Source organism: Brotonthovivens ammoniilytica (assembly GCF_025566885.1).
In the GTDB taxonomy this organism is placed as follows: domain Bacteria; phylum Bacillota; class Clostridia; order Lachnospirales; family Lachnospiraceae; genus Brotonthovivens; species Brotonthovivens ammoniilytica.
The window spans coordinates 18,430-30,661 of sequence record NZ_JAOQJQ010000001.1 but is presented as its reverse complement, the minus strand read 5'-3'; the positions used below and the strand labels follow the sequence as shown (position 1 = coordinate 30,661).

The 12,232-nt window shown below is 41.5% G+C and carries 11 protein-coding genes; 3 read left to right on the top strand and 8 right to left on the bottom strand.

What is annotated here, in order from left to right; all coding sequences use genetic code 11:
* Window positions 1-61 precede the first annotated feature (61 nt).
* The 8 genes from OCV88_RS00155 to OCV88_RS00120 form a co-directional block, all read right to left on the bottom strand.
* Window positions 62-586, bottom strand: coding sequence for an adenine phosphoribosyltransferase (locus OCV88_RS00155; protein WP_158423633.1), 525 nt, complete (start codon window positions 584-586; stop codon window positions 62-64).
* Window positions 587-752: 166 nt separating this feature from the next.
* The gene (locus tag OCV88_RS00150) at window positions 753-1,730 is read right to left on the bottom strand and encodes a branched-chain amino acid ABC transporter permease (RefSeq protein WP_158423632.1); all 978 of its coding nucleotides are present in this window, start codon (window positions 1,728-1,730) and stop codon (window positions 753-755) included.
* Between the two features lie 14 nt (window positions 1,731-1,744).
* Window positions 1,745-2,611, bottom strand: coding sequence for a branched-chain amino acid ABC transporter permease (locus OCV88_RS00145; protein ID WP_158423631.1), 867 nt, complete (start codon window positions 2,609-2,611; stop codon window positions 1,745-1,747).
* A 25-nt stretch (window positions 2,612-2,636) separates the two neighbouring features.
* Window positions 2,637-3,356, bottom strand: a complete 720-nt coding sequence (locus tag OCV88_RS00140) for an ABC transporter ATP-binding protein (RefSeq protein WP_158423630.1) — start codon at window positions 3,354-3,356, stop codon at window positions 2,637-2,639.
* Window positions 3,353-4,084: an ABC transporter ATP-binding protein gene (locus tag OCV88_RS00135; protein ID WP_262590538.1), complete on the bottom strand. Its 732-nt coding sequence runs from the start codon at window positions 4,082-4,084 to the stop codon at window positions 3,353-3,355. Before OCV88_RS00135 ends, OCV88_RS00140 begins: the two co-directional genes overlap by 4 nt.
* Window positions 4,085-4,273: 189 nt before the next feature.
* The gene (locus tag OCV88_RS00130) at window positions 4,274-5,560 is read right to left on the bottom strand and encodes an ABC transporter substrate-binding protein (protein ID WP_158423628.1); all 1,287 of its coding nucleotides are present in this window, start codon (window positions 5,558-5,560) and stop codon (window positions 4,274-4,276) included.
* A 544-nt stretch (window positions 5,561-6,104) separates the two neighbouring features.
* Window positions 6,105-7,532: an SLC13 family permease gene (locus OCV88_RS00125; protein WP_158423627.1), complete on the bottom strand. Its 1,428-nt coding sequence runs from the start codon at window positions 7,530-7,532 to the stop codon at window positions 6,105-6,107.
* A 120-nt stretch (window positions 7,533-7,652) separates the two neighbouring features.
* Window positions 7,653-9,122, bottom strand: a complete 1,470-nt coding sequence (locus tag OCV88_RS00120; protein WP_158423626.1) for a UbiD family decarboxylase — start codon at window positions 9,120-9,122, stop codon at window positions 7,653-7,655.
* A gap of 382 nt (window positions 9,123-9,504) precedes the next feature.
* On the opposite strand from OCV88_RS00120, the gene OCV88_RS00115 reads away from it, so the two are divergent.
* From OCV88_RS00115 to OCV88_RS00105, 3 genes are all read left to right on the top strand, one after another.
* Window positions 9,505-10,371 (top strand): MerR family transcriptional regulator, encoded by an 867-nt coding sequence (locus tag OCV88_RS00115; protein WP_158423625.1) that lies wholly within the window; start codon window positions 9,505-9,507, stop codon window positions 10,369-10,371.
* A 75-nt stretch (window positions 10,372-10,446) separates the two neighbouring features.
* Window positions 10,447-11,016: a UbiX family flavin prenyltransferase gene (locus OCV88_RS00110; protein ID WP_158423624.1), complete on the top strand. Its 570-nt coding sequence runs from the start codon at window positions 10,447-10,449 to the stop codon at window positions 11,014-11,016.
* Window positions 11,017-11,333: 317 nt separating this feature from the next.
* The gene (locus OCV88_RS00105; RefSeq protein ID WP_158423623.1) at window positions 11,334-12,191 is read left to right on the top strand and encodes a MerR family transcriptional regulator; all 858 of its coding nucleotides are present in this window, start codon (window positions 11,334-11,336) and stop codon (window positions 12,189-12,191) included.
* Window positions 12,192-12,232: the final 41 nt, after the last annotated feature.

The following is a 12,232-nucleotide window of genomic DNA, read 5'->3' as shown; positions in this document are numbered from 1 at the left end:
CAGCCGTCAACCCACTTCTTACACATGATTAATTCTTATGAAATTGATAAGTCTTCCTTATTTACTTTCCTTCATATGTAATAACAGACGCTACATCATAGCCTGACAGCCGTTTGCGTCCCTTAAGTCCAGCCAGCTCCATCAGAAAAATCACTTTTACAACAACGCCCCCAAGGCTCTCAATTAATTTGATACTTGCCTCGATGGTTCCGCCGGTTGCCATCAGATCATCCACAATTACAACCTTTTGTCCCGGCTGAATAGAATCTTTGTGAATCTCTATTTCAGCGCTGCCATACTCCAGGTCATATTCCACAGAAACGGTTTCACATGGAAGCTTTCCTTTTTTACGGATTAAAACAAATCCTTTTTCCATTGCATATGCCAGCGGAGAACCAAAAATAAAACCGCGGGACTCAGCTCCTGCGATTATATCAAAATCAACACCATCTAATAAAGCTTTCATTTCATTTACTGCCAGCTGAAATCCTTCCGCATCCTGAATTACAGTTGTGATATCGCGGAAAATAACACCCTCCTCCGGGAAATCCGGAATACTTCTAACATAATCTTCTACTTTCTTCATGATGATCTCCTCTATATTATAAGGTCAGTTCCCAATACCAGAAACAGCAGAATTGATATCAGGCCACACTATTTTCTATTATAGACAAATTCCATCAAAAATTGCAAGTAAAAATATCAGGAATAACAGCCTGACATGCCGGTTATTCCTGATATTTTCCATAAGACTATGATTTTTCTTCTGTTTTCTTTATTTTAGGAATACTGCGCCTTGGAGACAACAGCTGAAATCCCGTTTTTTCATAAAGGGTTCCCATAATTCCAGAAGGTGCAATCAATATAACTGCAATAGCGATAATTCCAAGGACGATCATGGACATTCCCGGGAAGTTATACATAACCTGAACAATGATTACATAGATAATCGCTCCCACAATGGGGCCCTCCATGGTTCCAAGACCACCGATAATTACCATAAATGTCATGGCAATGGTCCAGTTGATACTAAATCCGGTATCCGGCTTAATATATCCCTGCACCATATACATGACACCGCCAATCAGCCCGGTCATAAAACAGGTAATCACATAGCAGGTAAGCTTTGTGCGGTAAATATTAATTCCCATTACCTCCGCCGCACTTGTATTGTCTCTGATTGCCATCAGCGCCAGCCCGGTTTTTGTGCGCAGCAGCCGGTATACAACTAATATCGCAATGATTCCGATAACCAGGGCCGTAAAATACAGCTGAATATTGCTCATTCCGTATACGGTCTTAATTCCCCAGTCCTTTGCATACCCTACAAATTTCCAGTTGGAGAAAAAGATCATCAAAGCTTCCGCAATAATCCATGTTCCAATAGCGAAATAGACGCCGCTCATTTTAAAGATCGCCGGTGATACTGCCAGGCCGAAGACCGCGCAGATCACTGCTCCTACAATAATTGCCAGATAAATATTTACCCCGTAATTTACCGAAAGAATCGTCAGGGAATATCCGCCGATTCCGATAAAAGCCTGCATTCCCAGAGATAAAAGCCCTGCATAACCGCCCATCAGATTCCACATCTGTCCCATTGCCATGTAAATCAGGATCAACGTAATAATAGATGTTGCATAAGATGACCCCACAAAGGGAAACACAATTAACACAGCAATCACTGCCAGTAATATCACAGGTGTTATTTTACTAGTTTTTTTCATCATTTTTTGCTCACCCCTTACTTTCTAACTGCCGATGCCGCAAACAGTCCGTTTGGTCTCACTGCCAGAATCACCAGCAGTACAATGTAAGCAATCAGCATCTGAACGCCGGAACCAAATACAAAACCGCCGATTACCTGAGCAAGCCCCAGCACAATACCGCCGGTCAAAGTACCGATCAGACTGCCCATTCCTCCGATTACTACAACACCAAAAGCAATAATCAGATACTGCGTTCCGGATGAAGGATAAAAAACAAATGTAGATCCTACCAAAGTTCCTGCAATTGCCGTAATTCCCATACAGATTACCATAGCCGCCGCATATGCCATTTTTGTATTGACCCCCATCAGCTCCGCCGCCATGGCATCATCGGAGGTGGCCCTGATTGACCGGCCGAAATTGGTTTTCTGCATAACAAGGCTTAAGGCCACAATAATTACAACAGCTATAATAAAGCTTGTAAGATAGCTGGCAGAAACAGAAAGCTTATCTGTAGTAATAATATTTTTTGAGGCAAGAGAATTTGCAATTGTCTGATTGTCTGCGCCAAATATCTTCAGCATCAGGTTGGACAGAAAAATAGACACTCCAAAGGTCACCAGCAAAGCCGGAGCCTCGCCCTTATCCATTACTTTATTAACTAAAAACTGCTGGATCAAAAAACCTAGGACACACATGACTGCCACAGATAAAATTGTGGCCACAATCAGAGGAAGTCCGGCCATTCTGGCTATCACCAGCGTCAGGTAGGTACCTAAGATCATCAGATCTCCGTGTGCCAGATTGGTCAGTTTCATAATACCGAATACCAGCGACATTCCGATACCAATCATGGAGTATAAACCGCCAAGAAGTATTCCTGTAACGATGCACTGTACCATATTGATTCACTCCTTTTCTTTCTTGTTAATGAGCATATTTATTCATGCCGAAGTATGCATCATTTACATCTTCAACATTCAGCTCTTTGGATTTCCCTTCCATAACAACTCTTCCTTCCAGTATAACGTATGCATAGTCAGAATTTTTCAGACTGCGGTTTACGTCCTGCTCCACAATCAGAAGAGTAATACCCTGAGCCGATATTTCTTTTAATTTTTCATAAATGTCGTTAATAACAACCGGCGCAAGTCCCAGTGAAATTTCATCACAGAGTAAAATCCGCGGCTGTGTCATGATACCTCTGCCGATTGCCAGCATCTGCCGCTGTCCTCCGGAAAGATACGTTGACATCTGATTCTGCTTTTCCTCCAGAACCGGAAACAGCTTGTATACACTTTTCAGACGCTCCATCCGCTCACTGCCCTTTGCCAGATAAGCTCCCATCAGCAGATTATCCTTTACCGTCATACGCTCAAAACAGTGACTTCCCTCCGGGGCCATGCTGAGACCATATTTTGATATTCTGCTGGGCTTTAAACCGGAAATATTTTTTCCGTCAAACAGTATTTCCCCTTTTACAGGCTTATTCAGTCCGCAGATTGTGTTCATAATCGTGGATTTTCCAGCACCATTAGCGCCTATCAGGGAAACGATAGATCCCTCTTCTACATTTAAAGATATATCATGCAGTGCAAGAAAATCTCCATAGCGCACATCTATATTTTTTACTTCTAACAGACTCATGCTTCGTCATCCCCTCCTCCCATATAAACACGGCTTACTTCTTTGGAATTCATAACCTCCATTGGTTTTCCGCAGACTACATCTACACCATCCGCCAGCAAAAGCACCCGGTCGGTTCCTTCCAGCATGGTACGGATAATATGCTCAATCCAGATCACGCTGACTCCCTGGGCTTTTACTGTTTTTACCAGCTGAATAATGGATTCTACTTCCGATTCCGTAAGGCCGCCCCCGACTTCATCCAGCAGTAAGATCTTTGGCTGTGTGGCAAGGGCTCTGCCGATCTCCAGCCGTTTTCTGTCCAGCAGTCCAAGCTTTCCGGCAAACAGCGAAAGCTTGTCAGAAAGCCCGATGGTCTCCGCTACTCTCAAGGCTTCTTCCTTTGCCTGTTTTTCAGACATTCTGCCGCCGAAGACACCCCCTACCATAATGTTTTCAAACACCGTCATCTTTTCAAAGGGCCGGGGAACCTGAAAGGTTCTTCCAATTCCGCCTTTACACCGGTCTGTAATCCCTTCTTTGGAAATCTCTTTTCCTTCAAAGGTTATGGTCCCCTTTGTGGGCTTTAAGATTCCTGTCAAAACATTCAGCATTACCGTTTTTCCGGCGCCGTTTGGTCCGATGACTCCCAGTACTTCTCCTTCATTTAACTGGAAGTTTACGGACTTCAGTACATGGTTGCTTCCGAAGGAAATTCCCAGGTCTTTTACCGTCAATATTGCACTCAAAATCTCTACCTCCCTGCAAACCTGTTATGGAAACAATAACCGTTACAGAGTTTTTCTCCATAACGGTTACTGTTATAAATTATCTGCACTATTCTACAATCTGATATTTCTCTCTTCTGCCATTTCTTTTTCCGGCAGAAGAATCTATATTACTTTTACATGGGATCTGCTGATCCTGTACTGCATACATTATTTTAAAAACTTAATATCCGCTGTGATGGGCACATCCGGAACCTGTGTATTGGCAATAATATTCTGTACCCATTTACCATCTTCATAGCACCACTGTCCCGTAACCAGAGGCTGGATAGATACATGATCTTCATTAAAGTTAATTGGTCCGATAACAGAATCAAGATCTGTCTCTGCCGCAGCTTTTATAATTGCCTGCGCGTCAGAAGTACCTGCTCTTGAAAGAACATCGTATAAAATCTCAATATTGGCATAGTCATAACCTGCAGTAGCCGGTGCATAATCGTCGCCGGTCAGTTCCATCCACACATCTCCGATTTCTTTACTTGTCTGTCCTGAAATGGAAGAGGTATACGGATGACTTGGTGTCCACCATACTTCAGATACCACACCGTCTCCAACACCATTGGCACCTACTGCATTCACATCTGCGGCAAACAGAGTTGCTTTTGCTACTGTGCAGACCTTTGGCATATATCCGCTGGATTTCATCTGTGAATAGAAGGTTGCAAAGTCAGGAGTTACCATAACACCGCATACAATGTCACACTGCTCTGATTTCAGTTTATTAATAATAGATGTATAGTCTGTTGCTCCTGCCGTGTAAGAACCCGGATCTATAAGGGTATATCCGTTTTCTTTTGCAAATTCTTTCATTGCTCCGGATAACTCCTGGCCCTCTACATCATTTGCATATAAAAGACCAATTTTTTTATTGCTGTTTTCTACTTTATCCCAGGCATCTTTAAAGCAGTTTAATTCATTTTCCGTATTAAATCCAGCATGGAAACAATATGTATAAGGACCTTCATTTGCCCAGGCATCATCCGGTGTATCTACAGAAAGACAGGGCACGCCGGCTCTCTCGCAGGCAGCCGCAACCGGGATTGTAGTATCGTTGGTATGTGAAGTGATCATTACATCAATATTTTCACTTTCAATCAGTTTTGACGCCGCCTCAGATGCTTTTGTAGCATCCGATTCTGAATCGGCATAAACAATTTTAATTTTTTTGTCTTTATCATCTATTTTTATGCCGCCCTTATCATTGATCTGAGCCACGGCATAATCACGCATCTCCTGATCACCATGTCCAAAAGCCGCCAGAGAACCCGTTAAGGGTACCACACACCCTACAACGATTTCATCCCCGTTAGTGGAAGCACCTTTTCCCTCTCCTGCCGTCTGTCTGCCTCCTGCCGGCTCACCACTGCAGGCTGCCAGAGAAACGGTCATCATGCCGGCGCACAATACTGCTGCTATTCGCGCTATTCTCTTTTTCATAAAAAACCTCCATTTTCATCGTAGTAATTTACAGTTTTACCATACAATTACACCAATATTTTACAAATTCATTTTACCCTCCGCCCTAATTTTTGTCAATTTATTTGTTGATATTCATCTATTTTTTAGTTATTTTGTACACTTTTGTCTTCTGGCACAAAATCTAAGTGTTGTCCCTCCTTTCCCCATGCTACATATATATGTTTCAATACAAAAATAATTCTTATGGAATACCTCCGGTGCTTCTGCTGTTTTTCGTTCTTTTTCCTCCACAATCAGCAAAAATACAGATAAAATCTTCCTGGATATATTAAAGACAATCTTCCCTGCAGTCTTTCACCTCAAACCACAATTTTGTTAAATATGCACAAGCGCCAAATCTGAATGTGCATTGCTCCCCGAAAAAGCAGCTTCTCAATTGCTGCAGAAATTCCCCAAAATAAAAAAACCTCCCATGAGTTTGTGTGCTCACAGGAGGGTTTTTCATTCATTATTAAATTTTTACAATACTGCTAAATTCCTGCCATAACTTTACAGCCGGCTCTTATCCCATAATTCTTGAGAAGATCGGGAAGAAAATAACAAGAATAACAAATGTCAATGGCAGCCAGATCAGGTTCCATTTCAGAGTATTTTTCATGGTTACATGACCAGGGCCAAAGAACAGCGGTGACGGTACGGCTGCTGACGGTGTCAGAGAAGCCATAGAAGCTGCCAGCGCGATAATAATTGTAAATACTGCCATATTTGTATTGCCGTTAGCTAATACAACAACACCAATGTTGAAGAACAGTACCATTGTAACTGTATTTGACAGGAAGTTTGTCATGATGATTGCAAAAATCATCAGAATTACAACAATAGCAAATGGTGACATACCTTCAACGAAGGAGAAGATATTTCCTAACCATACAGAAATACCTGTGTTCTCTGCTGATAACGGTGTAGCAAATACGGATACAGTACCAGCAAAGATAACAGCCGGAAGAGGAACCTGTCTTAAAGCGCCAGGAACATCCAGAACCGGTTTTCCGCCCATACGAACAATTGCAAGTACGCAGATTGCAAGTAACGCCGGGATAACAACACCGATGCCGTTTAAGTATGCAAAGAACGGAGCTACATCTTTCAGGATAGAAGGAGCTAATACAAAAATGATAACAAGGATAAACATAAATGCCGCAAATTTTCCTCTTGCATCCAGTGGAGGATCATTTTTTCTTACTTCTTCTACATTAAAGTTCTTGAATGCAGATGTATCCGGTCTCCAGATTAAAACAACCAGCATAATTGCAAGGTATGTAAGAACTGCAAACGGTACACCAACTGCCAGCCACTGACCATAGGAAATAGAAATTCCCAGCTGTGATTCAGCAAGACCCATGATAATGTTTGGCAGAGCATGAGCGATTGGGGAAGCGATGGAAAGAATTACGTTACCCCACATAACGCCTGTAAAGATACATGTATAGAAAGGATCACCTTTCTTAACACCGATCTGCTCACACAGAGCGCCTGCGATACCAATATAGATAACTGCCAGAGACAGGTTATCCATGAATAAACCGATGATTACATTAGATGCGAAGAACATTGCCATAAATGCATATGGTCTTCCCTGAACAAATTTTCTAGTAACAAACCAGATTGCAATTTTGTTGATAACACCAGTTTCCTTTAAGCATACATTTAATACCATGTAAGCAATAACTGTGATAACTACGAAATGACCCATGGATCCGGCCCATACTTCATTTGCAGTCATAGCCTGGGTCATAACAAGAAGTCCCAGTGCTAAAAAGCAGGTCCAGTGTGTGTTAGTTGTCAGCCATAAATATAATACAGGAATCAGAATTGCTACAACACGTACACCAATTTCTGTTAATCCATTTGTTGGTGGAAGTGCGAACCAGATTACGATACCGATTATAAGGGCTATAAGATAATGTATATATTCTTTTTTTGAAGCCATTTTTCAATCTCCTTCTTCTTATTTTTGCCTGTTCCTGACTCCTCCCAAAGAATCAGGAATTTACAGCGGATTCCTTTTTGGGAACCAGACGGACAACCCCGTCTTAAACTTCCATATATTTTAGAACATATCCGGAAGCCATTTCTTCGGATCCACTTCTAAGAATTTAGATCTTACAAAGTGATCTTTCAGATTGTATGGTACGGTACAGTCAAAAATTGTTTTGCATGAAATACCTTTATCTTTGATGTTTACATCATATTCTGTGGTTTCTGACGGATCCAGAGGATGACATCTAACACCAGGAATAAAGATCGTATCAACATTTCCCTGATAACGTGTATTCATTGCCCATAAAACATCATTGCTGTCGAAAGGATCTACATCCTCATCCACAAGAATTACATGTTTTAATTCCGGGAATGCAGAGAATGCAAGAAGTGCAGCCTGACGCTGGCGTCCTTCATCACTTGGCATTGATTTTTTAAACTGAAGAACAGCCATGTATTTTCCACCGCCTGCAGAGTGTGCATATACATTCAAAAGACGGCCAGGCATAGCTCTTTCTACCATACTTAAGATACTTGCTTCTGTAGGAAGACCAGCCATATGTACATGTTCTTCACTTGGTCCGATTGTTGTCTGTAAAATCGGGTTCTTTCTGTGAGTAACCGCTTTGACTTTGATAATCGGTACTTTTGGAGCCGGTCCTGTATATCCCGGGAACTCAGGCATAGCTTTGCCTGTTCCTGAGGAACGGTCTTCCGGTACTCTGTCGTGAGGCATTAATTCACCTTCAATTACAAACTCAGCGTTGGCAATTGCTTTTTCACCGATGGTCAGACAGGAGCATAATTCTACCGGTTTCTGACGGATAGCGCCTGCTGCTGCCAGCTCGTTATATCCAATTGGAGTTGTAGGCGGTTCAAAGCCTGCTGCCAGCTCAATGGCCGGATCCACACCAATGCTGATGGAAATCGGAAGCGGCTGATTTAAAGCTTCTGCTTTCTCATAGAATGCACCGATATGTCTTGCACCCGGTGTAATCCACATAGACAGCTCATCTTCGCTCTGTAAGCACAGTCTGTGGATAGTAACATCGGAAATACCTGTTTCAGGATCGCTTGCATAGCACATACCCATTGTAATATACGGACCTGCGTCCTCCGGTGTATTTGTGGGCGCCGGTACGATTTTGCGAATATCAAAACCTTCGTCTGTTGCATAATGAACAACTTCCTGGCAAGGAGCGTTTTCATTGGAAACTTCAATTGGCTCGATTGGATTTGCAACAGCATCTTTCAGGTAAAAGCCAAGCTTCTCAGGTGTAGTGCCCAGTAACGCAGCTACTCTTGTACGGCTTGCTAAAACACCGATAATAACCTTTGCATCCGGATGTCCTTTTACATTGTTGAACATCATAGCCGGACCAATCTGTGTTGGACGTTTTACAGTTCCACCTGCTCCAACATAACGATAAATACCGGAGATCTCTGCTTTTGGATCTGCTTCTACGTCTGTCTCAACGTACTGTCCCGGAATCGTCTTTAACAATTCCACTGCGGAACGTAAATCATTCACAGTATTCATAAAAATTCCTCCTTTTAAAAGAAAATTCGAAAAACACATTTCCTCTACTCTTTTTTCATTTGTGTATTAAATGTTCTTTTCCAAAACTAATACCACGTGTATACCATCCGTGTCTTTCGTATATCCTTACTTACAAACCTATTATATTCCAGTATACCCGATATACAGAAAGCATAAATTTATAAAATTATTTCACAAATTTTTGGGTACATTTTTGTGCATTTAATACTTTTTTTAGATTTTTTATAAATATTATATTTTTACGGCTTTTCCATTTTCCAATTGACTATATAGCCGCTACACATCATAATATAAGAATAGTAATACATAATATAATTATTATAAGGAAACATTCCTAAATAAAACAGCACGAGGTAACGGTATGAATCAAACAAATAACTGGCTGACTATCAGTGAGCTGGCTCATATCTGCGGCATCAGCAGACAGACACTGATTTATTATGATAAACACAATATATTTAAACCCGGTTACATTGACGACAAAGGGTATCGCTACTATTCTCTCTATCAGCTGCCGTTTCTCAGAGAGATCTGTTCTTTAAAAGGAGACAATGTTTCCTTAAAAGAAATTATTGATAACCTGCACAACAGGAATTTAAACACTACCATTGAACTGCTGCTTTCCAACAGGCAAAATATGGAAAAGGAACTGGGCGAACTTCAGCAAAGACTCAATGTTTTAAATGCCCGCCTGGATTATTATGAGGTAGTAAAAGAAGTTAAAAAACGGCCGGCTCTGCCATATATTACCCAGTGCCCTGAGCGGAAAATCATGTTCCTGCCCTGGGATACTACCAATATGAACCGGCGTGAAATGCATCTGACCCACATGAAACTCCGCCGCGAATGTATCAGTCACAATATTCCTCTAGCCTGGGGATGGGGTGCACTGTTTCCTAAAGAATCAGTAATTAACAGAGACTATTTAAACGGCGCCGGAGGATATATCAATATTCCAACAGAATATATTGAAAAAGCCAATCAGTCAGATGCAAAAATTATGACTGCTCCCGCCGGCTTTTACGCCTGTATCGCAAAATACGGTATGCCTTATGAAATGGAGCATATGGAGATCCTGCGAAACTGGATTGAACAAAACCACTATACCATTATCGGAGATGCCCTGGATGAGTGTATGCTGGACACAACCTTCTATACAGAAGAAAACGAACGGGACTTTTGTCAGATCGCTATCCCTGTTATGCTCCCGGGAGCCTATACCGAATAATCTCCACTCCGTAGATTCGGCCCTTGACATATAGCCGGAATACTCATTTACACTATTCCACAGGAGGTTTTAGGTATGAAACGATTAATTATAGGCATCAGCGGCGCCAGCGGCGTCCCTATTACAATTGCTCTTTTAAAAGCATTAAAAAATCTGGATGACTGGACCAGCTGTCTTGTAATTTCAAAAGGCGGCGAAAAAACCATTGAGATGGAAACTGACTATACTGTACAGGACGTGATTGACCTGGCAGATGAGGTCCACGATATTAAAAATATCGGTGCTTCTATTGCAAGCGGCACTTATAAAACCGAAGGGATGGTAATCGTTCCCTGCAGTATGAAGACCGTGGCTGGAATCGCAAACGGATATTCAGATAACCTGCTGCTTCGGGCAGCTGATGTAGTATTAAAGGAACGGCGCAAACTAGTTCTTGTTGCCAGAGAAACTCCATTTAATACCATTCATTTAAAGAATATGCTGTCATTATCACAAATGGGCGCCATCATCATGCCCCCTGTACAGACTTATTACAATATGCCGGAAACCGTACAGGATATGATTGACCACATCACAGGCAAGATTCTGGACGTCTTTGATATTGACTATCAGAACTTCCGACGCTGGAACCCGGAATCTGAATAAAACACACCGGAAGGCAGAAAAAATATCTCTGTCTTCTTTTTTTATTTTTAACTCCGCCTCATAACCTGGTATCTTTTCTGACATAAAGTATTTTTTCCATTTCCTAGGGAATCATTAGGACATCTATGCATATTTAACATGAGTTCAGCCCTAACTCGCATTGCAGGAAAATGTCGAAAAAGTTTATTATATTATTAATACATTTTATTATTAATTTTTCATATAAATATATTGGATGGGATATGCTCTTTTTTCGGCAGCGCCGGTAAGTATAGAGCTGACCTTTATCCGGAAGGAAATGTACAGGGGTGACAAGCATGTGTGTAAACTATTCTTCAATTAATCGAAAATTGTCTATTTCTGAAATGGCACAGATCCATGACATCAGCCGGCAGACATTAATCTATTATGATAAAATAGATCTGTTTAAACCCGAAATTACCGATGAGAAAAACGGTTACCGTTATTACAGCACTCTCCAGATTCCGCTGCTGCGTGAAATCTGTTTTTTGAGGGCCATTGGCATGTCTCTAGAAGATATCCGCAAAAACAACGAATACAACAGCACCGAGACTACCATGGAATTGCTGAAATCCCAATATGATAAAATTGATAAGGAAATTGAACGCCTGGAAATCCAGAAAAGACAAATTAAAAAACGTGTCCAGATCTATGAAAATGCTGTTTCCTATGCGGATGCAGCCTATAAACCCACCATTGAATATTTTCCGGAACGCCGGGTTTTATATCATGAATGGAGGGAAGACAGCCATACACGGTATGAACTTCATTACGCACTGATGAAAATATGGAACGAATCGGAGGCCCATGGTATTCTCCCATCCAGAAGATGGGGTGCTTTATTTTTCAAAGATCAGGTAGAAAAGGGAACACCGTTAAAACACGCCGGCGGCTGTTGTCTGATTAACTATGATATCCCAGATCTTCCCGGACTTCATATTCTCCCGGAAGGCGAATATGTCTGTATGCCCAAGTTTGGTATGCCTTATGAGACATTTCATATTAACAAGCTTGTGGACTGGATCCGTGAAAACGACTATGAAATTGCCGGGGATATTTATGATGAATGTCTGATTGATTCCATCTTTTATGACGATGACAATGAACTGGATTTCTGCGAAATTCAGATTCCAATCCGCAAAAAGAACGCTTAACGCTGTATATTTAACCAAAGAAAGGACTTTATGATATGGCC